Source organism: Brochothrix thermosphacta DSM 20171 = FSL F6-1036, assembly GCF_036884295.1.
Classification (GTDB): Bacteria; Bacillota; Bacilli; order Lactobacillales; family Listeriaceae; genus Brochothrix; species Brochothrix thermosphacta.
Genome location: NZ_CP145608.1, coordinates 144243 through 170033 on the forward strand (window position 1 = coordinate 144243; position 25791 = coordinate 170033).

The window sequence follows — 25791 nt, forward strand, 5'->3', positions numbered from 1 at the left end:
GGAACATAATGAGTAAAGAAACAGAATTAGCACAACGGATTTTAGGGCAAATTGGTGGCCTTGAAAATATTAGAGTTGTCAATCACTGTATGACACGTGTGCGTTTGAGTTTGCGTGATAACGATCAAGTCCAAATGGATGCCTTGAAACAAGTAAAAGGTGTGATGGGTGTTGTTGAAGAAGATACCATTCAAATCATCGTGGGTCCTGGTACGGTTAACAAAGTTGCGAAAGCGATGACGGATATGACGGGCGTGGAATTGGGTGCTGAGATTCCAACGGGGAATACGCACACAAGCGGTGGCAGTAATCGTGAAAAAGTAGAAGCCTTAGCTTCAGAAAATAAAGCGAAATATAAAAAAGGCGGCAACGGACGATTTAAACGTATTTTAGCGACAATTTCCGGTATTTTCATTCCGTTAATTCCAGCGTTTGTTGGTGCGGGGTTAATTGCGGGTATTGGTGCAATTATCTCGAACATGTTAGTAGCAGAGCGAATTCATGGGATGCAATGGGAGCAAATCGTTTTAGTGTTGAATGTCATTAAAAACGCATTGTTTACCTTCTTAAATATCTATGTCGGTATTAATGCAGCGAAACAATTTGGTGCGACGTTGCCTCTGGGTGGTGTCATTGGTGGTGTTGTCTTGCTTAGTGGTGTGACACCTGATCAAACGATCCAAAATATCTTTACAAATGAACCTTTGATTGCTGGTCAAGGTGGGATAATTGGTGTAATACTTGCTGTTTACCTCTTATCATTTATTGAAAAAGGGTTACGTACGTTTGTGCCTAATGCGATTGATATTATTGTGACACCAACGATTGCATTGCTTGTGACAGGTCTGGCGACAATCTTCTTGATTATGCCGGGCGCAGGTTATATCTCAGATGGTTTGTTAACAACAATTAACTGGGTGATTGGTACAGGTGGCGCAATTTCCGGCTTCTTGTTAGCGGTATTGTTTTTACCGATGGTAATGTTTGGTTTACACCAAGTGTTAACGCCGATTCATATCGAAATGATTGCTCAAACAGGAATGACAACATTATTGCCGATTATTGCAATGGCAGGTGCCGGTCAAGTTGGTGCAGCAATTGCGTTATGGGTTAGATGTCGTAAAAATAAACCGTTAACAAACATCATTAAAGGTGCTTTACCAGTTGGTGTGCTTGGGATTGGAGAGCCACTCATCTATGGTGTAACATTACCATTAGGACGTCCATTTATTACTGCTTGTTTAGGTGGTGGTATTGGTGGTGCTGTGATTGGGTTATTCGGTAATGTGGGTTCAATTGCAATCGGACCGTCAGGTGTTGCCTTGATTCCGCTAATTAATACAGGTCATTGGATGATTTATATTTATGGCTTATTAGCTGCTTATGCTGCAGGTATGGTATTAACCTATTTCTTTGGTGTACCAAAATCAGCAATGGAAGCGATTGATGAAGACTAGAGAAAAGCAGACTGCTAATAAAAGTCTGTTCCAGATTGTAGACAAAGTATCGAAAAGCTTCTTTTTTCTTTGCAGATGATTTAAACGACTTTGACTACGATATGAGAAGGCTGAATAGAAATGCTGTTATAGTAGGAACAACGAGCGAGTGACGGTGCGCGTACTAATGGTACGTAATCCCAAGCAAGCAAGAAGTGACGACCTGGAACAGTGTTTATCTTCAGTCTCAAGCAGACTGCTAATAACAGTCTGCTCTTTTATTTTAAGGAGTGATAATATGTTGGGTTTTTTAGTATCATTAACAGAACAAAGTATCGCAGAAAATAAGCGTTTGATTAAACAGATGTCAACCGCAGGTAGTCGTTACGTGTTTACTTCGTTACAAATGCCTGAAGAAAGGGACCGTGATTTAACAGCTGTTATAAAAGAGCTAGGTGACTGTATGAAAGAGCAGCAGTTACAATGGATAGCTGACGTATCGCCCGCAACATTTGAACGTTATACTGAAGCGGATTTAGCATCATGGGGATTCACTGGTTTAAGGATTGATGATGGCGTGACAATGAGACAAATTGCGGGGATGACACAACGATGGCAAATTATTTTGAATGCCAGTACCTTAACGGCTGCTGATTTAGCCGAACTAACAGCGGAACAGGCTGTATTTGAAAACTTAAGTGCCTGGTATAATTATTACCCACGTCCTGAAACGGGATTGGCACGTGAGGCAGTGAGAGCGCATACGAGCTTCATCAAAAGCCATGGTTTAACAACAGGTGCATTTATTCAAGGAGATGGTCAACAAAGAGGGCCGATTTTTGCTGGTTTGCCAACATTAGAAGCACATCGTGACCTGCATCCATTGGCGCAGTACTTCAATCTGCTAGATATTGGTATCGATACGGTTTTAATTGGTGATTTGAGTTTAGCTGAATCAACATTAGTACAGTTTAAGAAATGGTTTAATGAACGCATTATCCAGTTACATGTGACCGTTTTAGAAAATACCGTGGATTGGTTATCACCTGTTTATCAAGTGAGACGTGATGTGGCACGCGATGTCATCCGAGCAGCAAATAGTCGCATTGAATTTTCTAACCATTATCATCCAATAGCACCTGCTAACTGTCAGGAACGTTTACGAGGAAGTGTTACGATTGATAACGCTGCTTATTTAAGGTATGAAGGTGAATTACAAATTATACTCGGTGATTTGTTAGCGGATGAGAAGGTGAATGTTGTGGGTAGAGTAGTAATGGAAGAACATGTACTATTGCGCTATGTGAATAAGCCAAACTCTCGCTTCACATGTGTCGTACGATAGTGATAGAATAGAAATAATGAAGAGAACGGGGGAGAATGGATGAGTGGGTTAATCAGTCATCGTATAGAAATGAATCTAAGCAAGCTATCTAAAGTGGAACAACAGGTGGCGCAGCTTATTCTGGATAAAGGCCATGCGATTGCACAACTATCAACGCAGGAAATTGCAAAACAAGCACAAACCAGTCCTGCATCAGTGGTGCGTTTTTGTCGTTCGATGGGATTGAAGGGCGTACCTGAGTTAAAGATGGCCTTGTCTGCTGAAAGTGGTCAGGATAAGATGACAGGTTACTATGACATCCGTTCAGATGAAGCCCCCGATATCCTTATACGTAAGTTAAAAGCCAATACCATTCAAACGTTAGAAGATACACTTGCCATGGTTGATGTGAAGCAGCTTCAAACGATAGCGGATAAGATGGTTGAAGCGGAGACGATATTTATATTTGGTATCGGAGCTTCTTGGCTCGTAGCAGAAGACTTTATGCAAAAATGGTTACGATTAGGTAAACATGTTTATGCGGTACAAGATACCCATTTAATGGCAACCATTATGACGACAGCGCCTAAGAAAGCGATGTTCTTTGGTATCTCATACAGTGGTGAGACAAGAGAAGTCATCAAGTTGCGCGATATTGCTAAATTTAATGGGATACAAACAGTTTCGTTAACAGGATTTGGTAGCAATACGCTAAATCGTGAAGTAGATCATGTATTACAAACATCTCATGCGCCAGAAGCCCTTTTAAGGAGTGCAGCAACGAGTTCAAGAACGGCGCAAATGTTTATTGTTGATTCGCTCTTTTATGTATACGCAGCTAAGGATATTGCACGTACACAACAGCTGTTACAGGAAACGCGCGGAACTATTGCCGATTTAAAATGAGAGGATGATCAAAATGAAAACTAAAAGAAGTATGCAGCTGAAAGTGTTTTATTGGGCGTTGATGGCGATCCTTTTTACCATCGTAGCATGGCTGAATACAGAACCTTTTTATCGTTGGATTGCCATTACGTGGGTTGTTATCTGCATCGTGTATATCTTTGTGTTGATTAGAAACTATCATAGAACAAAAAATGCACCCTCAAAAACAGAGGATGCATCAGAGTGAATTCAAGCAGTAAATCGTACACACGGTTTACTGCTTTTTTAATTGAAGAAGAATAAACATCCGCCGATAATAGCTAGCCATAGTAACGTATAATAAACGTCAACGCGTGAAAAAGTCGTTGTGTAATAAAACGTACGTGGGCCAGTCGTGAATTTTTTTGCTGACATGGCGACTGAGATTCGAAAGGCTCTGCGAATTGATTGAGATAACATGGTAATGCTGTAACGTTTCATTTTTTCCCAAACACCACGGGGCCCCTTAATACGAGAAACGCCACGCACACGCATTGCTTTATTTAAAATCGTAATCTCTTCTGCCATGATAGGAATCAATCGAAAGACTGTGAGGAAACTATATGCAATAAAGGTAGGGACTTTGAATTGTTGCATCGCTGAATAAAAGAATAAAACAGGGTTCGTCGTTGTAGCGAATGACAACCCGATTAATGAGAAAAACAATGTACGTAAGATAATCATCGTTCCGTGAGCTAAACTTTCACTAGAAATGCGCCACCATAAAAATTGAAATAACACATCATCTCCAAGGCCAAAGAGAATGACGGTAATACCACTGAAAAATGCTAAAAGAACAAAGGGTAATAATAAGCCTACCTTCCATTTTAAAGTTAAGGGCGAAAAGATGAGATATACCAATAAAGCACAACCAGATAAAGCAGCTAAGAGAGTCACATCACGTAAAAAAATCGTTAATAATGTGATGATAAAGAAAATTAAAAACTTATAGGCCGGATTTACACGGCGAAAGAAAGCTGTTTCAGTTACCATCGTCAAACCCCTCCTTTTACAGTAGCGATACCATCTTTGACATTGATCACACCTGTTGCGTAACGCTCGATGATTTCTGGCTCATGGGTAATCATTAGGATGGCCATGCCTTTTTTGCGCCAATGTTCTAGACTCTCAATCAAGCGGAAGGTATTACGGGCATCTTGACCAAAAGTGGGTTCATCTAGTAATAATAGTTGTGGTTCTGTAATAACGCTTGAAGCAACGCTTAAACGTCGTTTTTGCCCCATTGATAATGAGAGCGGATGAATTGCTTGGCGTGCCGTCAGGCTGAAATAGTCTAAATAGGCGAGGATACGTTCCTCTTTAGCCTCTTCAGTGAGTTTTTCGAATTGTAAGCCAAAGGCCAAATCCTCTTTTACTGTATCACATACAAATTGATAATCAGGATTTTGGAAGACGAAGCCCGTTGTTTCTTGTGAACCATTTGGGAAAGTGAGTTTTCCGCTTGTTTTAAGCAAGCCGCGAAGTCCTTCTAACAAGGTGGATTTCCCTGAGCCGTTCTCCCCGGAAATACAAAGCCAATCCCCCGTTTGAACAGTGAGGTTATCTAGGGAAACCACTGTTTGTTTTTTTCGTTTTACTTTGAACTGTGAAGCGGTGAGTAAATTTTCAGGAGATGCGATAGGAATACGCTCGAATTTTGGAGCAAGTGTCCAACTTTCAGGGTGCCAAATCCCGGCATCGTGCAGATAGTCTGTATGTGTTGTCAAAATTTCAGCAGTAGGTCCATCCGCTATAATGGAGCCATCTTCTGACATAATGACTATGCGCGAGACATAATCGATAATTTCGGTAATCTTATGTTCCACTACGATGACCGTTTGTTGCTGAGTGAGCTGTTTCATTTGTTCCCAAAAATACTGTGTTGCTTCAGGGTCAAGCATTGCTGTGGGTTCATCTAGGTAGTAGAAATCACTTTTCAGAGCTAATAAACTCGCTAATTGCAAACGTTGCTTCATTCCGCCTGACAATTTATTGATGGCGGTATGTGTATCCGTTGTAACGTTAGCAAGTGCCATGTAATGAGCAATACGCTCCGGCATCTCTGCTGAGGGAATTTGTTGATTTTCAAATACGAACGCAATTTCTTCATCCGTGTAAGGCATGTTGAATTGCGCATCAGGATCTTGAAAGAAATACGCGGTGTTATCAGGGACACGTAAATCATCCCATTTAGCAGGGACATCAATAATGGTTGGAATAAGCCCAGCTAATACTTCGAGTAAGGTGGATTTACCAGCACCACTAGGGCCTAAAACTAAGATTTTTTCACCGCTTGTATAAGAAAAATCCAGATTTTTAAGAAACGCTTCTTTCATACCTGGAAATAACAGTCGTAGATTTTTTGTGCCATACTCGTTATTTGAGAGCATCGTAGTCATCCTTTGTGATGGGACGTACCATTTGAGCAACACCTGTTTTCTCCATTGCTTTAGCAAGGTAGTAAGTTAAGAAACCGGTAATGATGATTGTACCAATGAAGCGGAAAACAATGATAAGAGTCAAAGCCCAAGGTTGAACAGCGAGGTAACCATATGGCCAGTCAATTAAGAAAGAAGCAAGGCAAGCTAGTAAGCCTGATATAATAGCCGTATCTAATGTGAAACGACGGTAACGCGTCATCAAAAAGATGAGTTCACAAGCAAGTCCTTGACCAATACCGTAAACAAAACTTTGCATCCCCATACCTCCTGCTAAAAATGTTTCAATTAGCGCCGCAGCTGCTTCTGCTATTAAGGCTACACCAGGTTTGCGGATAATTAACATTGCAAATGGCCCGGCCATGAACCAAAACCCATAAATCACTTGTTCCAATTGTAAACCAAAGGGTTTTAATAAATCATAAGGAATCGTACCTACTTTATAAATAATCCCGAACACTAATGCAATGACAATCGCTACCAAGGTATCCTTTAATGTGAGTGTCTTTTTCATCTGAATCTCCCCTTTTATCTTATTTTAGGGCATAAAAAAAGCCCCGTTTACATTACCCAAAACCAGGGTTGTAAGCGAAACGTGTTAAAGGTACAGACTTAACCTTTATAATAAATAGACGTTTCCACTTTCCTACGCTGGTATTAACCAAATCAGGTTCAAAGGGATTAGACATACCGTCTATCTCAGCTAAATGAATAGCACCCCTAGTGGATAAATATAAGTTGGTTAAAATATAACACAGACGTTTCACATTAGCAAACGCCGCTCTTTTGTTAACTTTTAAAATAAAAGGTTGACATTGTTGGTGAGGAAAGTTAAAATTTACTTATTCGAGGAATAGGGGAGATTCAGATGAAAACACATTCAATTGCATTTATAGGGATAATGATAGCAGTACTTATTATTTTAGGATTTATACCACCGATCACGATAGGAATCATACCCGTTCCAATTGCAGTACAAAGCATGGGTGTCTTATTAGCAGGATTGTTATTAGGTAAGCGGAACGGTACTATCGCAGTATTGTTATTGTTGCTGCTTGTTGCAGTAGGTTTACCTGTTTTGGCAGGAGGTCGTGGTGGGTTCGCGTTGTTTTACAGCCCAACTGCTGGTTATATAATTGCTTATCCAATCGCTGCTTTTTTAATTGGCTGGTGGAGTGGTAAGTTAGGCGAAAAGCCCTCATTTCTTCGGTTGTTCGCAGTGACTGTTATAGCTGGGGTGCTAGTCATCGATTCATTTGGAGCAATTGGTTTACACTTTGTTACGGGTATGCCTTTAAAAGCTGCATTCTTATCGAACTTGGTATTTATTCCAGGTGATTTACTAAAAGCGATATTGAGCGTTATCATTTTACAACGATTACCCAAAAATTTACGCTACAAGTTAAGAGCCTAATAAAAAAGTCCTATATCGGCTATGGTTAGCGATATAGGGCTTTTTGTTGTTTCTGGAATAATCAATTAGAAGTGTTATAATGACTGTAAGTTAATAATTAGTGTATGAGTGTTAGTGCCAGATATAAATTGATAAAATTTTATAAAATACGTCAATAAAAGGAGAACGATATGACAAGAAAAAAATGGCTTGTTGTGGGCGGTGTGATTGTTGCATTGGTTTTGGTAGCGAGTGTTTTTGGTGTGAAAAAGTATCAAAATGCTAAGGCCGAACGAGAAAAATTAGCAGCTGTTCAGACTGTTGCTAATAATTATGTGAAAAGTTTGCAGTCAAAAGATTTTAAGAAGTTAACAACACTATTATCCAATGATAGCATTAAAGCTGAAGGTTTAGACGAAAAAGAATTGGTAACAAAATACACTAATATTTATGAAGGTATTAATGCTACGATTACGAACATTAAGGCAGATGAAGTTAGCTACGATGAAGCTGATGATAGTTACTCGTTTTCTTATGATATGAAGATGACAACAACTCTTGGTTCATTACCCGTTAAGCGTTATACTGTCAAATTTGTATCAGATAATAATGAATGGAAGGTTAAATGGCTCACAAGTTTAATTTTTCCGGAAATGAAAAAAGGTGACAAATTACACATTGAAACGTTCTCTCCAGTTAGAGGGACGATTAGTGATAAAGATGATGCGCCATTAGCGAAAGACAATGATGAAGGAATACGAAATTATGAATTAGGAGCAGCGGATTCAGCGATAACGGGTTATGTTCGTCCTGTAACAGCAGATGATATTAAAGATAATCCTTTGTTAGGTGAGCATGATGTGATTGGAGCTGCCGGTTTAGAAGAAACCTTTGACAAAGAACTACGTGGTGAACGTGGAGGGAAAATTAGTATCGTTAAAGAGGATGGAAAAGAACGTGCTGAACTACAATTGAAAGAAACCAAGAATGGTAAGGATTTCACTACAACAATTGATAGTAAGTTGCAAAAGGCTTATTATGCTGCGTTTGCAAATGATAAAGCAGCAGTGACAATGCTTAATCCACAAACGGGTGAAGTGATGGCAGCAATCAGTACGCCGTCATATAATCCAAACGACTTTGTTAAAGGTTTAAGTGCTACTCAGTGGGAGGCATACAATGATGCTGACAAAAAACCATTATTAAATCGTTTAACTGTCCGTTATGAACCAGCTTCTACTTTCAAAGCATTGACGGCTAGTGCAGGGATAGAGCACGGGACATTGATTCCAGATGAGGAATTGAATATTAAGGGATTGAAGTGGCAAGCAAGCAGCGATTGGGGCGATTATAAAGTAACACGAGTAAGTGATGTTAATCCTGTCGATCTTAAGAAGGCACTCGTATACTCAGATAATATTTACTTTGCACAACAAGCTATAAAAATGGGGCAGAAAGCATTTACTTCAAAAATGGAACAATTTGGTTTCAATGGAGAGGATAAATTCCCGCTTGAGACAAAGGCGCCACAACTCTCAACAGATGGTTTGAAAAGTGAGGTGCTTCTGGCGGACACTTCTTATGGACAAGGGCAAGTATTAATGTCACCTATCCAGTTAGCGCGTAGTTATACTCCTTTTGCGAACAGCGGTAAGCTTATAGAACCACAATTGATGAAAACAACAGAGAAGAGCCCAGAAACAAATGCCATATCTGAGGAAACAGCAAACATAGTCATGAAAGATTTAGAAGCAGTGGTGTCTGATTCGCAAGGTACTGCGCATGAGTTGCGAATTTCAGGCCATAGATTAGCTGCTAAGACGGGGACGGCTGAAGTGGGTAAATTGACTCAAGACAGTAAAGGTTCCGAAAATTCTAGCTTGGTTGTTTTGGACGCAGATAAAAAAGAGTATGTATTAGCAGGTATATTAGAAGGTAGCGATAAAAAACCAAGTCATCATCTTATAAAACAAGTGAAAAAAGTTTTGGAAGAATATTATAATTAATTAAACAAAGAGTATTCTCGAATAAAGAGAATACTCTTTGTCGCTTTATATAGAAGAGAAATACTTTTAGTGGATCATTATTACTGAGTTAATGCTGGTTTAACAACAATCATAGTCGTTCATCTTAAGGTAGGTAATTGTCGGTTTTTAATGGATTTATCTAGCTTAGAGTGGCTGTTAGATGTTTTTTACAATGTACTTTGTATTCTTAAAAAGAAAAAGATGATAAAGTGTTGACTTAATACAGTATCTGTTATATTATATAAAAGTTGCATCAAACAGAAAAGCAAGTTTTCAACTGTGATTAAGTCGTATAACTGAATGTTAAAAACGCCTTGACACGAAAGAGATTAGCATGCTATACTGTAAAAGTTGCATCAGACAAAAAGTTTTGTTGCTTCAAAAAATATTATAAAAACTTGTTGACATAATGTCGGCAATGAAGTATTATTAAGAAGTTGTCAAAAAGAGTTTGACGGCGATTGACCTTTGAAAACTGAATGAACGAAAAGACATATTATATGCTTAAACTCTTCGGAGTTTAACCAATTAATTTCGTAACGCAAACAAGTAACAAATTTTTAGCTAGCGAACTAGTTAAGGATCATTTGATGGTTTAAACACTATCACTTTTTAACGAGAGTTTGATCCTGGCTCAGGACGAACGCTGGCGGCGTGCCTAATACATGCAAGTCGAACGAACGGATAAAGAGCTTGCTCTTTTGAAGTTAGTGGCGGACGGGTGAGTAACACGTGGGTAACCTGCCTCACAGCTGGGGATAACATCGAGAAATCGATGCTAATACCGAATGTGCTGAACATCATAAGATGTTCAAGTGAAAGACGGTTTCGGCTGTCACTGTGAGATGGACCCGCGCTGGATTAGCTAGTTGGTAAGGTAATGGCTTACCAAGGCGACGATCCATAGCCGACCTGAGAGGGTGATCGGCCACATTGGGACTGAGACACGGCCCAAACTCCTACGGGAGGCAGCAGTAGGGAATCTTCGGCAATGGACGAAAGTCTGACCGAGCAACGCCGCGTGAGCGAAGAAGGCCTTCGGGTCGTAAAGCTCTGTTGTTAGAGAAGAACATGGGTGAGAGTAACTGTTCACCCCTTGACGGTATCTAACCAGAAAGCCACGGCTAACTACGTGCCAGCAGCCGCGGTAATACGTAGGTGGCAAGCGTTGTCCGGAATTATTGGGCGTAAAGCGCGCGCAGGCGGTCTCTTAAGTCTGATGTGAAAGCCCCCGGCTCAACCGGGGAGGGTCATTGGAAACTGGGAGACTTGAGGACAGAAGAGGAGAGTGGAATTCCAAGTGTAGCGGTGAAATGCGTAGATATTTGGAGGAACACCAGTGGCGAAGGCGGCTCTCTGGTCTGTTACTGACGCTGAGGCGCGAAAGCGTGGGGAGCAAACAGGATTAGATACCCTGGTAGTCCACGCCGTAAACGATGAGTGCTAAGTGTTAGGGGGTTTCCGCCCCTTAGTGCTGCAGTTAACGCATTAAGCACTCCGCCTGGGGAGTACGACCGCAAGGTTGAAACTCAAAGGAATTGACGGGGGCCCGCACAAGCGGTGGAGCATGTGGTTTAATTCGAAGCAACGCGAAGAACCTTACCAGGTCTTGACATCCTTTGACCATTCTGGAGACAGAACTTTCCCTTCGGGGACAAAGTGACAGGTGGTGCATGGTTGTCGTCAGCTCGTGTCGTGAGATGTTGGGTTAAGTCCCGCAACGAGCGCAACCCTTGATTTTAGTTGCCAGCATTTAGTTGGGCACTCTAAAGTGACTGCCGGTGTAAGCCGGAGGAAGGTGGGGATGACGTCAAATCATCATGCCCCTTATGACCTGGGCTACACACGTGCTACAATGGATAATACAAAGGGTCGCGAAGCCGCGAGGTGGAGCCAATCCCATAAAATTATTCTCAGTTCGGATTGCAGGCTGCAACTCGCCTGCATGAAGCCGGAATCGCTAGTAATCGTAGATCAGCATGCTACGGTGAATACGTTCCCGGGCCTTGTACACACCGCCCGTCACACCACGAGAGTTTGTAACACCCAAAGCCGGTTTGGTAACCTTCGGGAGCTAGCCGTCTAAGGTGGGATAGATAATTGGGGTGAAGTCGTAACAAGGTAGCCGTATCGGAAGGTGCGGCTGGATCACCTCCTTTCTAAGGAATAGGAACACATCTTCGGATGTGATAATGTTACAAATTAATTGTTATATGTTATGTCTAGCGTTCATTTAGTTTTGAGAAGTCAATCTTCTCTATAAAAATTTGTTCTTTGAAAACTGAATACTAATTGATATTAAATAGAAAGACCAAGTAACAACCGAGACTCATTTTAGGTGATTTATAATCATCAGATCGTATCGCACGATCAACCAGACATGTGTTCATCATGTCGAACTTTGCCTCTTCGGAGGCAAGGTAAAGGAATACAACCATTGAAGTGTAGGAGTCATCTTACATCGAAAGACATTGTAAACCTGAAGGTTAAGTTAGAAAGGGCGCACGGTGAATGCCTTGGCACTAGGAGCCGATGAAGGACGGGACTAACACCGATATGCTTTGGGGAGCTGTACGTAAGCTTTGATCCAGAGATTTCCGAATGGGGAAACCTACTATGCTTGATCGCATAGTGTCTTCAACTGAATACATAGGTTGTTGACGGCAGACGCAGGGAACTGAAACATCTTATTACCTGCAGGAAGAGAAAGAAAAATCGATTTCCTAAGTAGCGGCGAGCGAAACGGAAACAGCCCAAACCAAAGAGCTTGCTCTTTGGGGTTGTAGGACACTCTACACGGAGTTACAAAAGAAACGTTTAGTTGAGTAACCTGGAAAGGTTAACCAAAGAGGGTAACAGTCCCGTAAACGAAAAGCGTTTCTCTCCAGAGTGGATCCTGAGTACGGCGGGACACGAGAAATCCCGTCGGAATCCACGGGGACCATCCCGTAAGGCTAAATACTCCCTAGTGACCGATAGTGTACCAGTACCGTGAGGGAAAGGTGAAAAGAACCCCGGAAGGGGAGTGAAATAGTTCCTGAAACCGTGTGCCTACAAGTAGTTAAAGCCCGTTAATGGGTGATAGCGTGCCTTTTGTAGAATGAACCGGCGAGTTACGTTTACTAGCAAGGTTAAGTTGATAAGACGGAGCCGCAGCGAAAGCGAGTCTGAATAGGGCGAATTAGTTAGTAGGCGTAGACCCGAAACCAGGTGATCTACCCATGTCCAGGATGAAGGTAAGGTAAAACTTACTGGAGGTCCGAACCCACGTAAGTTGAAAATTGCGGGGATGAGGTGTGGGTAGCGGAGAAATTCCAATCGAACCTGGAGATAGCTGGTTCTCTCCGAAATAGCTTTAGGGCTAGCCTCGAGGTTGAGAGTCATGGAGGTAGAGCACTGTTTGAACTAGGGGCCCATCTAGGGTTACTGAATTCAGATAAACTCCGAATGCCATCGACTTATACTCGGGAGTCAGACAGTGAGTGATAAGATCCATTGTCGAGAGGGAAACAGCCCAGACCACCAGTTAAGGTCCCTAAATATACGTTAAGTGGAAAAGGATGTAGTATTGCTTAGACAACTAGGATGTTGGCTCAGAAGCAGCCACCATTTAAAGAGTGCGTAATAGCTCACTAGTCGAGTGACACCGCGCCGAAAATGTACCGGGGCTAAACGTATTACCGAAACTGTGGATGGACATCTAAGATGTCCGTGGTAGGAGAGCGTTCTAAGGACAGTGAAGTCAGACCGAGAGGACTGGTGGAGTGCTTAGAAGTGAGAATGCCGGTATGAGTAGCGAAAGACGGGTGAGAATCCCGTCCACCGAATATCTAAGGTTTCCTGGGGAAGGCTCGTCCGCCCAGGGTTAGTCGGGACCTAAGCTGAGGCCGATAGGCGTAGGCGATGGACAACAGATTGATATTTCTGTACCAGTCATTAATGTTTGAGCGATGGGGGGACGCAGGAGGATACGAACGCATGCTGATGGATATGCATGTACAAGCAATTAGGCAGGGAAGTAGGCAAATCCGCTTTCCGTGTAAGCTGAGTTGTGATGTGGTGGCACCTAGTGCCGTAGGTTCTGATTCCACACTGCCAAGAAAAGCCTCTAGTTAGTTAATGACTGCCCGTACCGCAATCCGACACAGGTAGATGAGGAGAGAATCCTAAGGTGAGCGAGAGAACTCTTGTTAAGGAACTCGGCAAAATGACCCCGTAACTTCGGGAGAAGGGGTGCTCTATTAAGGTGAAAGCCTGAGAGAGCCGCAGTGAATAGGCCCAAGCGACTGTTTACCAAAAACACAGGTCTATGCAAAATCGTAAGATGACGTATATGGGCTGACACCTGCCCGGTGCTGGAAGGTTAAGAGGAGTGCTTAGCGCAAGCGAAGGTGCGAATTGAAGCCCCAGTAAACGGCGGCCGTAACTATAACGGTCCTAAGGTAGCGAAATTCCTTGTCGGGTAAGTTCCGACCCGCACGAAAGGTGTAACGATTTGGGCACTGTCTCAACAAGAGACTCGGTGAAATTATAGTACCTGTGAAGATGCAGGTTACCCGCGACAGGACGGAAAGACCCCGTGGAGCTTTACTGCAATCTGATATTGAATGTTTGTGTCACTTGTACAGGATAGGTAGGAGCCTTAGATTCCGGAGCGCTAGCTTCGGAGGAGGCGTTGGTGGGATACTACCCTTGTGACATGACCATTCTAACCCGCACCCCTTATCGGGGTGGGAGACAGTGTCAGATGGGCAGTTTGACTGGGGCGGTCGCCTCCTAAAGAGTAACGGAGGCGCCCAAAGGTTCCCTCAGAATGGTTGGAAATCATTCGCAGAGTGTAAAGGCACAAGGGAGCTTGACTGTGAGACCTACAAGTCGAACAGGGACGAAAGTCGGGCTTAGTGATCCGGTGGTTCCGCATGGAAGGGCCATCGCTCAACGGATAAAAGCTACCCCGGGGATAACAGGCTTATCTCCCCCAAGAGTCCACATCGACGGGGAGGTTTGGCACCTCGATGTCGGCTCATCGCATCCTGGGGCTGTAGTCGGTCCCAAGGGTTGGGCTGTTCGCCCATTAAAGCGGTACGCGAGCTGGGTTCAGAACGTCGTGAGACAGTTCGGTCCCTATCCGTCGCGGGCGCAGGAAATTTGAGAGGAGCTGTCCTTAGTACGAGAGGACCGGGATGGACACACCGCTGGTGTACCAGTTGTTCCGCCAGGAGCATCGCTGGGTAGCTATGTGTGGAAGGGATAAACGCTGAAAGCATCTAAGCGTGAAGCCCCCCTCGAGATGAGATTTCCCATCACTTTATGTGAGTAAGACCCCTGAGAGACGATCAGGTTGATAGGTTCGGAGTGGAAGTACAGCAATGTATGGAGCGGACGAATACTAATAGGTCGAGGACTTAACCTTATTAATTTTTAAAAAAGCGAAAATGACGATTGGTTGTCGCAAATTCTTTCTATATCAATAAGTATTCAGTTTTGAGAGTGCAAATTCTCTTGATAATTTCATATTATCCAAGCAAGTGAGATGAATTCACTTATGAAGCGAAGGATTTCTAGACGGCTTTGAGTCGATTGAGGAGCATACTTATGGTATGTGACAATTGAGACGATAAGACAACAACGAAATACACAGCTTACTAAGAGAATGGCATCAAAAAACGTTTGGTGACGATAGCAAAGAGGATACACCTGTTCCCATCCCGAACACAGTAGTTAAGCTCTTTAGCGCCGATGGTAGTTGGGGGTTTCCCCCTGTGAGAGTAGGACGTTGCCAAGCAATCTATCATGTGATTTATGCTTGACATTGATCGCTAAACATGGTAAGATTAAATAGCTGTTCAATCAGCGATTGACCTTTGAAAACTGAATGAACGAAAAGACATATTATATGCTTAAACTCTTCGGAGTTTAACCAATTAATTTCGTAACGCAAACAAGTAACAAATTTTTAGCTAGCGAACTAGTTAAGGATCATTTGATGGTTTAAACACTATCACTTTTTAACGAGAGTTTGATCCTGGCTCAGGACGAACGCTGGCGGCGTGCCTAATACATGCAAGTCGAACGAACGGATAAAGAGCTTGCTCTTTTGAAGTTAGTGGCGGACGGGTGAGTAACACGTGGGTAACCTGCCTCACAGCTGGGGATAACATCGAGAAATCGATGCTAATACCGAATGTGCTGAACATCATAAGATGTTCAAGTGAAAGACGGTTTCGGCTGTCACTGTGAGATGGACCCGCGCTGGATTAGCTAGTTGGTAAGGTAATGGCTTACCAAGGCGACGATCCATAGCCGACCTGAGAGGGTGATCGGCCACATTGGGACTGAGACACGGCCCAAACTCCTACGGGAGGCAGCAGTAGGGAATCTTCGGCAATGGACGAAAGTCTGACCGAGCAACGCCGCGTGAGCGAAGAAGGCCTTCGGGTCGTAAAGCTCTGTTGTTAGAGAAGAACATGGGTGAGAGTAACTGTTCACCCCTTGACGGTATCTAACCAGAAAGCCACGGCTAACTACGTGCCAGCAGCCGCGGTAATACGTAGGTGGCAAGCGTTGTCCGGAATTATTGGGCGTAAAGCGCGCGCAGGCGGTCTCTTAAGTCTGATGTGAAAGCCCCCGGCTCAACCGGGGAGGGTCATTGGAAACTGGGAGACTTGAGGACAGAAGAGGAGAGTGGAATTCCAAGTGTAGCGGTGAAATGCGTAGATATTTGGAGGAACACCAGTGGCGAAGGCGGCTCTCTGGTCTGTTACTGACGCTGAGGCGCGAAAGCGTGGGGAGCAAACAGGATTAGATACCCTGGTAGTCCACGCCGTAAACGATGAGTGCTAAGTGTTAGGGGGTTTCCGCCCCTTAGTGCTGCAGTTAACGCATTAAGCACTCCGCCTGGGGAGTACGACCGCAAGGTTGAAACTCAAAGGAATTGACGGGGGCCCGCACAAGCGGTGGAGCATGTGGTTTAATTCGAAGCAACGCGAAGAACCTTACCAGGTCTTGACATCCTTTGACCATTCTGGAGACAGAACTTTCCCTTCGGGGACAAAGTGACAGGTGGTGCATGGTTGTCGTCAGCTCGTGTCGTGAGATGTTGGGTTAAGTCCCGCAACGAGCGCAACCCTTGATTTTAGTTGCCAGCATTTAGTTGGGCACTCTAAAGTGACTGCCGGTGTAAGCCGGAGGAAGGTGGGGATGACGTCAAATCATCATGCCCCTTATGACCTGGGCTACACACGTGCTACAATGGATAATACAAAGGGTCGCGAAGCCGCGAGGTGGAGCCAATCCCATAAAATTATTCTCAGTTCGGATTGCAGGCTGCAACTCGCCTGCATGAAGCCGGAATCGCTAGTAATCGTAGATCAGCATGCTACGGTGAATACGTTCCCGGGCCTTGTACACACCGCCCGTCACACCACGAGAGTTTGTAACACCCAAAGCCGGTTTGGTAACCTTCGGGAGCTAGCCGTCTAAGGTGGGATAGATAATTGGGGTGAAGTCGTAACAAGGTAGCCGTATCGGAAGGTGCGGCTGGATCACCTCCTTTCTAAGGAATAGGAACACATCTTCGGATGTGATAATGTTACAAATTAATTGTTATATGTTATGTCTAGCGTTCATTTAGTTTTGAGAAGTCAATCTTCTCTATAAAAATTTGTTCTTTGAAAACTGAATACTAATTGATATTAAATAGAAAGACCAAGTAACAACCGAGACTCATTTTAGGTGATTTATAATCATCAGATCGTATCGCACGATCAACCAGACATGTGTTCATCATGTCGAACTTTGCCTCTTCGGAGGCAAGGTAAAGGAATACAACCATTGAAGTGTAGGAGTCATCTTACATCGAAAGACATTGTAAACCTGAAGGTTAAGTTAGAAAGGGCGCACGGTGAATGCCTTGGCACTAGGAGCCGATGAAGGACGGGACTAACACCGATATGCTTTGGGGAGCTGTACGTAAGCTTTGATCCAGAGATTTCCGAATGGGGAAACCTACTATGCTTGATCGCATAGTGTCTTCAACTGAATACATAGGTTGTTGACGGCAGACGCAGGGAACTGAAACATCTTATTACCTGCAGGAAGAGAAAGAAAAATCGATTTCCTAAGTAGCGGCGAGCGAAACGGAAACAGCCCAAACCAAAGAGCTTGCTCTTTGGGGTTGTAGGACACTCTACACGGAGTTACAAAAGAAACGTTTAGTTGAGTAACCTGGAAAGGTTAACCAAAGAGGGTAACAGTCCCGTAAACGAAAAGCGTTTCTCTCCAGAGTGGATCCTGAGTACGGCGGGACACGAGAAATCCCGTCGGAATCCACGGGGACCATCCCGTAAGGCTAAATACTCCCTAGTGACCGATAGTGTACCAGTACCGTGAGGGAAAGGTGAAAAGAACCCCGGAAGGGGAGTGAAATAGTTCCTGAAACCGTGTGCCTACAAGTAGTTAAAGCCCGTTAATGGGTGATAGCGTGCCTTTTGTAGAATGAACCGGCGAGTTACGTTTACTAGCAAGGTTAAGTTGATAAGACGGAGCCGCAGCGAAAGCGAGTCTGAATAGGGCGAATTAGTTAGTAGGCGTAGACCCGAAACCAGGTGATCTACCCATGTCCAGGATGAAGGTAAGGTAAAACTTACTGGAGGTCCGAACCCACGTAAGTTGAAAATTGCGGGGATGAGGTGTGGGTAGCGGAGAAATTCCAATCGAACCTGGAGATAGCTGGTTCTCTCCGAAATAGCTTTAGGGCTAGCCTCGAGGTTGAGAGTCATGGAGGTAGAGCACTGTTTGAACTAGGGGCCCATCTAGGGTTACTGAATTCAGATAAACTCCGAATGCCATCGACTTATACTCGGGAGTCAGACAGTGAGTGATAAGATCCATTGTCGAGAGGGAAACAGCCCAGACCACCAGTTAAGGTCCCTAAATATACGTTAAGTGGAAAAGGATGTAGTATTGCTTAGACAACTAGGATGTTGGCTCAGAAGCAGCCACCATTTAAAGAGTGCGTAATAGCTCACTAGTCGAGTGACACCGCGCCGAAAATGTACCGGGGCTAAACGTATTACCGAAACTGTGGATGGACATCTAAGATGTCCGTGGTAGGAGAGCGTTCTAAGGACAGTGAAGTCAGACCGAGAGGACTGGTGGAGTGCTTAGAAGTGAGAATGCCGGTATGAGTAGCGAAAGACGGGTGAGAATCCCGTCCACCGAATATCTAAGGTTTCCTGGGGAAGGCTCGTCCGCCCAGGGTTAGTCGGGACCTAAGCTGAGGCCGATAGGCGTAGGCGATGGACAACAGATTGATATTTCTGTACCAGTCATTAATGTTTGAGCGATGGGGGGACGCAGGAGGATACGAACGCATGCTGATGGATATGCATGTACAAGCAATTAGGCAGGGAAGTAGGCAAATCCGCTTTCCGTGTAAGCTGAGTTGTGATGTGGTGGCACCTAGTGCCGTAGGTTCTGATTCCACACTGCCAAGAAAAGCCTCTAGTTAGTTAATGACTGCCCGTACCGCAATCCGACACAGGTAGATGAGGAGAGAATCCTAAGGTGAGCGAGAGAACTCTTGTTAAGGAACTCGGCAAAATGACCCCGTAACTTCGGGAGAAGGGGTGCTCTATTAAGGTGAAAGCCTGAGAGAGCCGCAGTGAATAGGCCCAAGCGACTGTTTACCAAAAACACAGGTCTATGCAAAATCGTAAGATGACGTATATGGGCTGACACCTGCCCGGTGCTGGAAGGTTAAGAGGAGTGCTTAGCGCAAGCGAAGGTGCGAATTGAAGCCCCAGTAAACGGCGGCCGTAACTATAACGGTCCTAAGGTAGCGAAATTCCTTGTCGGGTAAGTTCCGACCCGCACGAAAGGTGTAACGATTTGGGCACTGTCTCAACAAGAGACTCGGTGAAATTATAGTACCTGTGAAGATGCAGGTTACCCGCGACAGGACGGAAAGACCCCGTGGAGCTTTACTGCAATCTGATATTGAATGTTTGTGTCACTTGTACAGGATAGGTAGGAGCCTTAGATTCCGGAGCGCTAGCTTCGGAGGAGGCGTTGGTGGGATACTACCCTTGTGACATGACCATTCTAACCCGCACCCCTTATCGGGGTGGGAGACAGTGTCAGATGGGCAGTTTGACTGGGGCGGTCGCCTCCTAAAGAGTAACGGAGGCGCCCAAAGGTTCCCTCAGAATGGTTGGAAATCATTCGCAGAGTGTAAAGGCACAAGGGAGCTTGACTGTGAGACCTACAAGTCGAACAGGGACGAAAGTCGGGCTTAGTGATCCGGTGGTTCCGCATGGAAGGGCCATCGCTCAACGGATAAAAGCTACCCCGGGGATAACAGGCTTATCTCCCCCAAGAGTCCACATCGACGGGGAGGTTTGGCACCTCGATGTCGGCTCATCGCATCCTGGGGCTGTAGTCGGTCCCAAGGGTTGGGCTGTTCGCCCATTAAAGCGGTACGCGAGCTGGGTTCAGAACGTCGTGAGACAGTTCGGTCCCTATCCGTCGCGGGCGCAGGAAATTTGAGAGGAGCTGTCCTTAGTACGAGAGGACCGGGATGGACACACCGCTGGTGTACCAGTTGTTCCGCCAGGAGCATCGCTGGGTAGCTATGTGTGGAAGGGATAAACGCTGAAAGCATCTAAGCGTGAAGCCCCCCTCGAGATGAGATTTCCCATCACTTTATGTGAGTAAGACCCCTGAGAGACGATCAGGTTGATAGGTTCGGAGTGGAAGTACAGCAATGTATGGAGCGGACGAATACTAATAGGTCGAGGACTTAACCTTATTAATTTTTAAAAAAGCGAAAATGACGATTGGTTGTCGCAAATTCTTTCTATATCAATAAGTATTCAGTTTTGAGAGTGCAAATTCTCTTGATAATTTCATATTATCCAAGCAAGTGAGATGAATTCACTTATGAAGCGAAGGATTTCTAGACGGCTTTGAGTCGATTGAGGAGCATACTTATGGTATGTGACAATTGAGACGATAAGACAACAACGAAATACACAGCTTACTAAGAGAATGGCATCAAAAAACGTTTGGTGACGATAGCAAAGAGGATACACCTGTTCCCATCCCGAACACAGTAGTTAAGCTCTTTAGCGCCGATGGTAGTTGGGGGTTTCCCCCTGTGAGAGTAGGACGTTGCCAAGCAATCTATCATGTGATTTATGCTTGACATTGATCGCTAAACATGGTAAGATTAAATAGCTGTTCAATCAGCGATTGACCTTTGAAAACTGAATGAACGAAAAGACATATTATATGCTTAAACTCTTCGGAGTTTAACCAATTAATTTCGTAACGCAAACAAGTAACAAATTTTTAGCTAGCGAACTAGTTAAGGATCATTTGATGGTTTAAACACTATCACTTTTTAACGAGAGTTTGATCCTGGCTCAGGACGAACGCTGGCGGCGTGCCTAATACATGCAAGTCGAACGAACGGATAAAGAGCTTGCTCTTTTGAAGTTAGTGGCGGACGGGTGAGTAACACGTGGGTAACCTGCCTCACAGCTGGGGATAACATCGAGAAATCGATGCTAATACCGAATGTGCTGAACATCATAAGATGTTCAAGTGAAAGACGGTTTCGGCTGTCACTGTGAGATGGACCCGCGCTGGATTAGCTAGTTGGTAAGGTAATGGCTTACCAAGGCGACGATCCATAGCCGACCTGAGAGGGTGATCGGCCACATTGGGACTGAGACACGGCCCAAACTCCTACGGGAGGCAGCAGTAGGGAATCTTCGGCAATGGACGAAAGTCTGACCGAGCAACGCCGCGTGAGCGAAGAAGGCCTTCGGGTCGTAAAGCTCTGTTGTTAGAGAAGAACATGGGTGAGAGTAACTGTTCACCCCTTGACGGTATCTAACCAGAAAGCCACGGCTAACTACGTGCCAGCAGCCGCGGTAATACGTAGGTGGCAAGCGTTGTCCGGAATTATTGGGCGTAAAGCGCGCGCAGGCGGTCTCTTAAGTCTGATGTGAAAGCCCCCGGCTCAACCGGGGAGGGTCATTGGAAACTGGGAGACTTGAGGACAGAAGAGGAGAGTGGAATTCCAAGTGTAGCGGTGAAATGCGTAGATATTTGGAGGAACACCAGTGGCGAAGGCGGCTCTCTGGTCTGTTACTGACGCTGAGGCGCGAAAGCGTGGGGAGCAAACAGGATTAGATACCCTGGTAGTCCACGCCGTAAACGATGAGTGCTAAGTGTTAGGGGGTTTCCGCCCCTTAGTGCTGCAGTTAACGCATTAAGCACTCCGCCTGGGGAGTACGACCGCAAGGTTGAAACTCAAAGGAATTGACGGGGGCCCGCACAAGCGGTGGAGCATGTGGTTTAATTCGAAGCAACGCGAAGAACCTTACCAGGTCTTGACATCCTTTGACCATTCTGGAGACAGAACTTTCCCTTCGGGGACAAAGTGACAGGTGGTGCATGGTTGTCGTCAGCTCGTGTCGTGAGATGTTGGGTTAAGTCCCGCAACGAGCGCAACCCTTGATTTTAGTTGCCAGCATTTAGTTGGGCACTCTAAAGTGACTGCCGGTGTAAGCCGGAGGAAGGTGGGGATGACGTCAAATCATCATGCCCCTTATGACCTGGGCTACACACGTGCTACAATGGATAATACAAAGGGTCGCGAAGCCGCGAGGTGGAGCCAATCCCATAAAATTATTCTCAGTTCGGATTGCAGGCTGCAACTCGCCTGCATGAAGCCGGAATCGCTAGTAATCGTAGATCAGCATGCTACGGTGAATACGTTCCCGGGCCTTGTACACACCGCCCGTCACACCACGAGAGTTTGTAACACCCAAAGCCGGTTTGGTAACCTTCGGGAGCTAGCCGTCTAAGGTGGGATAGATAATTGGGGTGAAGTCGTAACAAGGTAGCCGTATCGGAAGGTGCGGCTGGATCACCTCCTTTCTAAGGAATAGGAACACATCTTCGGATGTGATAATGTTACAAATTAATTGTTATATGTTATGTCTAGCGTTCATTTAGTTTTGAGAAGTCAATCTTCTCTATAAAAATTTGTTCTTTGAAAACTGAATACTAATTGATATTAAATAGAAAGACCAAGTAACAACCGAGACTCATTTTAGGTGATTTATAATCATCAGATCGTATCGCACGATCAACCAGACATGTGTTCATCATGTCGAACTTTGCCTCTTCGGAGGCAAGGTAAAGGAATACAACCATTGAAGTGTAGGAGTCATCTTACATCGAAAGACATTGTAAACCTGAAGGTTAAGTTAGAAAGGGCGCACGGTGAATGCCTTGGCACTAGGAGCCGATGAAGGACGGGACTAACACCGATATGCTTTGGGGAGCTGTACGTAAGCTTTGATCCAGAGATTTCCGAATGGGGAAACCTACTATGCTTGATCGCATAGTGTCTTCAACTGAATACATAGGTTGTTGACGGCAGACGCAGGGAACTGAAACATCTTATTACCTGCAGGAAGAGAAAGAAAAATCGATTTCCTAAGTAGCGGCGAGCGAAACGGAAACAGCCCAAACCAAAGAGCTTGCTCTTTGGGGTTGTAGGACACTCTACACGGAGTTACAAAAGAAACGTTTAGTTGAGTAACCTGGAAAGGTTAACCAAAGAGGGTAACAGTCCCGTAAACGAAAAGCGTTTCTCTCCAGAGTGGATCCTGAGTACGGCGGGACACGAGAAATCCCGTCGGAATCCACGGGGACCATCCCGTAAGGCTAAATACTCCCTAGTGACCGATAGTGTACCAGTACCGTGAGGGAAAGGTGAAAAGAACCCCGGAAGGGGAGTGAAATAGTTCCTGAAACCGTGTGCCTACAAGTAGTTAAAGCCCGTTAATGGGTGATAGCGTGCCTTTTGTAGAATGAACCGGCGAGTTACGTTTACTAGCAAGGTTAAGTTGATAAGACGGAGCCGCAGCGAAAGCGAGTCTGAATAGGGCGAATTAGTTAGTAGGCGTAGACCCGAAACCAGGTGATCTACCCATGTCCAGGATGAAGGTAAGGTAAAACTTACTGGAGGTCCGAACCCACGTAAGTTGAAAATTGCGGGGATGAGGTGTGGGTAGCGGAGAAATTCCAATCGAACCTGGAGATAGCTGGTTCTCTCCGAAATAGCTTTAGGGCTAGCCTCGAGGTTGAGAGTCATGGAGGTAGAGCACTGTTTGAACTAGGGGCCCATCTAGGGTTACTGAATTCAGATAAACTCCGAATGCCATCGACTTATACTCGGGAGTCAGACAGTGAGTGATAAGATCCATTGTCGAGAGGGAAACAGCCCAGACCACCAGTTAAGGTCCCTAAATATACGTTAAGTGGAAAAGGATGTAGTATTGCTTAGACAACTAGGATGTTGGCTCAGAAGCAGCCACCATTTAAAGAGTGCGTAATAGCTCACTAGTCGAGTGACACCGCGCCGAAAATGTACCGGGGCTAAACGTATTACCGAAACTGTGGATGGACATCTAAGATGTCCGTGGTAGGAGAGCGTTCTAAGGACAGTGAAGTCAGACCGAGAGGACTGGTGGAGTGCTTAGAAGTGAGAATGCCGGTATGAGTAGCGAAAGACGGGTGAGAATCCCGTCCACCGAATATCTAAGGTTTCCTGGGGAAGGCTCGTCCGCCCAGGGTTAGTCGGGACCTAAGCTGAGGCCGATAGGCGTAGGCGATGGACAACAGATTGATATTTCTGTACCAGTCATTAATGTTTGAGCGATGGGGGGACGCAGGAGGATACGAACGCATGCTGATGGATATGCATGTACAAGCAATTAGGCAGGGAAGTAGGCAAATCCGCTTTCCGTGTAAGCTGAGTTGTGATGTGGTGGCACCTAGTGCCGTAGGTTCTGATTCCACACTGCCAAGAAAAGCCTCTAGTTAGTTAATGACTGCCCGTACCGCAATCCGACACAGGTAGATGAGGAGAGAATCCTAAGGTGAGCGAGAGAACTCTTGTTAAGGAACTCGGCAAAATGACCCCGTAACTTCGGGAGAAGGGGTGCTCTATTAAGGTGAAAGCCTGAGAGAGCCGCAGTGAATAGGCCCAAGCGACTGTTTACCAAAAACACAGGTCTATGCAAAATCGTAAGATGACGTATATGGGCTGACACCTGCCCGGTGCTGGAAGGTTAAGAGGAGTGCTTAGCGCAAGCGAAGGTGCGAATTGAAGCCCCAGTAAACGGCGGCCGTAACTATAACGGTCCTAAGGTAGCGAAATTCCTTGTCGGGTAAGTTCCGACCCGCACGAAAGGTGTAACGATTTGGGCACTGTCTCAACAAGAGACTCGGTGAAATTATAGTACCTGTGAAGATGCAGGTTACCCGCGACAGGACGGAAAGACCCCGTGGAGCTTTACTGCAATCTGATATTGAATGTTTGTGTCACTTGTACAGGATAGGTAGGAGCCTTAGATTCCGGAGCGCTAGCTTCGGAGGAGGCGTTGGTGGGATACTACCCTTGTGACATGACCATTCTAACCCGCACCCCTTATCGGGGTGGGAGACAGTGTCAGATGGGCAGTTTGACTGGGGCGGTCGCCTCCTAAAGAGTAACGGAGGCGCCCAAAGGTTCCCTCAGAATGGTTGGAAATCATTCGCAGAGTGTAAAGGCACAAGGGAGCTTGACTGTGAGACCTACAAGTCGAACAGGGACGAAAGTCGGGCTTAGTGATCCGGTGGTTCCGCATGGAAGGGCCATCGCTCAACGGATAAAAGCTACCCCGGGGATAACAGGCTTATCTCCCCCAAGAGTCCACATCGACGGGGAGGTTTGGCACCTCGATGTCGGCTCATCGCATCCTGGGGCTGTAGTCGGTCCCAAGGGTTGGGCTGTTCGCCCATTAAAGCGGTACGCGAGCTGGGTTCAGAACGTCGTGAGACAGTTCGGTCCCTATCCGTCGCGGGCGCAGGAAATTTGAGAGGAGCTGTCCTTAGTACGAGAGGACCGGGATGGACACACCGCTGGTGTACCAGTTGTTCCGCCAGGAGCATCGCTGGGTAGCTATGTGTGGAAGGGATAAACGCTGAAAGCATCTAAGCGTGAAGCCCCCCTCGAGATGAGATTTCCCATCACTTTATGTGAGTAAGACCCCTGAGAGACGATCAGGTTGATAGGTTCGGAGTGGAAGTACAGCAATGTATGGAGCGGACGAATACTAATAGGTCGAGGACTTAACCTTATTAATTTTTAAAAAAGCGAAAATGACGATTGGTTGTCGCAAAT

The 25791-nt window shown here is 45.2% G+C and carries 9 protein-coding genes, 8 rRNA genes and 1 riboswitch; of the genes, 14 read left to right on the forward strand and 3 right to left on the reverse strand.

All coding sequences use genetic code 11. The annotated features are described in order from the left end of the window. Positions 1-8 precede the first annotated feature (8 nt). From V6S17_RS00780 to V6S17_RS00795, 4 genes are all read left to right on the forward strand, one after another. Positions 9-1457: a PTS transporter subunit EIIC gene (locus V6S17_RS00780; protein WP_029091502.1), complete on the forward strand. Its 1449-nt coding sequence runs from the start codon at positions 9-11 to the stop codon at positions 1455-1457. Between the two features lie 277 nt (positions 1458-1734). Beyond that, complete coding sequence (locus V6S17_RS00785) at positions 1735-2781, forward strand: MupG family TIM beta-alpha barrel fold protein (protein WP_029091501.1); 1047 nt, start codon at positions 1735-1737, stop codon at positions 2779-2781. A gap of 39 nt (positions 2782-2820) precedes the next feature. Further along, positions 2821-3666 carry a MurR/RpiR family transcriptional regulator gene (locus tag V6S17_RS00790; RefSeq protein ID WP_029091500.1) on the forward strand — a complete coding sequence of 282 codons (846 nt, stop codon included), beginning with the start codon at positions 2821-2823 and terminating at the stop codon, positions 3664-3666. A gap of 13 nt (positions 3667-3679) precedes the next feature. Continuing rightward, positions 3680-3892: a hypothetical protein gene (locus V6S17_RS00795; protein WP_029091499.1), complete on the forward strand. Its 213-nt coding sequence runs from the start codon at positions 3680-3682 to the stop codon at positions 3890-3892. A 38-nt stretch (positions 3893-3930) separates the two neighbouring features. Here V6S17_RS00795 and V6S17_RS00800 read toward each other — a convergent pair whose 3' ends face one another. From V6S17_RS00800 to V6S17_RS00810, 3 genes are read right to left on the reverse strand one after another with little or no spacing between them, the layout of a single operon-like run. Beyond that, a complete protein-coding gene (locus V6S17_RS00800; protein ID WP_036027287.1) occupies positions 3931-4677 on the reverse strand; it encodes an energy-coupling factor transporter transmembrane component T family protein in 747 nt (248 codons plus the stop codon). Positions 4678-4679: 2 nt separating this feature from the next. Continuing rightward, positions 4680-6074 (reverse strand): ABC transporter ATP-binding protein, encoded by a 1395-nt coding sequence (locus tag V6S17_RS00805; RefSeq protein WP_051457428.1) that lies wholly within the window; start codon positions 6072-6074, stop codon positions 4680-4682. After that, positions 6061-6636, reverse strand: coding sequence for an ECF transporter S component (locus V6S17_RS00810; RefSeq protein ID WP_029091498.1), 576 nt, complete (start codon positions 6634-6636; stop codon positions 6061-6063). The genes V6S17_RS00805 and V6S17_RS00810 overlap by 14 nt, the downstream gene beginning before the upstream one ends. A 112-nt stretch (positions 6637-6748) precedes the next feature. After that, positions 6749-6854: riboswitch (TPP riboswitch) on the reverse strand. A 136-nt stretch (positions 6855-6990) separates the two neighbouring features. Here V6S17_RS00810 and V6S17_RS00815 point away from each other — a divergent pair. The 10 genes from V6S17_RS00815 (at position 6991) to V6S17_RS00860 (ending at position 25747) form a co-directional block, all read left to right on the forward strand. Further along, a complete protein-coding gene (locus V6S17_RS00815; RefSeq protein WP_029091497.1) occupies positions 6991-7536 on the forward strand; it encodes a biotin transporter BioY in 546 nt (181 codons plus the stop codon). Between the two features lie 170 nt (positions 7537-7706). After that, the gene (locus V6S17_RS00820; protein ID WP_029091496.1) at positions 7707-9521 is read left to right on the forward strand and encodes a penicillin-binding transpeptidase domain-containing protein; all 1815 of its coding nucleotides are present in this window, start codon (positions 7707-7709) and stop codon (positions 9519-9521) included. Between the two features lie 632 nt (positions 9522-10153). Beyond that, a 16S ribosomal RNA gene (locus V6S17_RS00825) occupies positions 10154-11701 on the forward strand. A gap of 325 nt (positions 11702-12026) precedes the next feature. Then, positions 12027-14955 (forward strand): 23S ribosomal RNA (locus V6S17_RS00830). Positions 14956-15211: 256 nt separating this feature from the next. Continuing rightward, positions 15212-15327: ribosomal RNA gene (rrf, locus tag V6S17_RS00835) — 5S ribosomal RNA — on the forward strand. A 222-nt stretch (positions 15328-15549) separates the two neighbouring features. Continuing rightward, a 16S ribosomal RNA gene (locus V6S17_RS00840) occupies positions 15550-17097 on the forward strand. Positions 17098-17422: 325 nt separating this feature from the next. After that, positions 17423-20351 (forward strand): 23S ribosomal RNA (locus V6S17_RS00845). Positions 20352-20607: 256 nt separating this feature from the next. Continuing rightward, positions 20608-20723, forward strand: a 5S ribosomal RNA gene (gene rrf, locus V6S17_RS00850). Positions 20724-20945: 222 nt separating this feature from the next. After that, a 16S ribosomal RNA gene (locus tag V6S17_RS00855) occupies positions 20946-22493 on the forward strand. A 325-nt stretch (positions 22494-22818) separates the two neighbouring features. Beyond that, positions 22819-25747, forward strand: a 23S ribosomal RNA gene (locus tag V6S17_RS00860). Together the 16S, 23S and 5S rRNA genes form the textbook arrangement of a ribosomal RNA operon. Positions 25748-25791 lie beyond the last annotated feature (44 nt).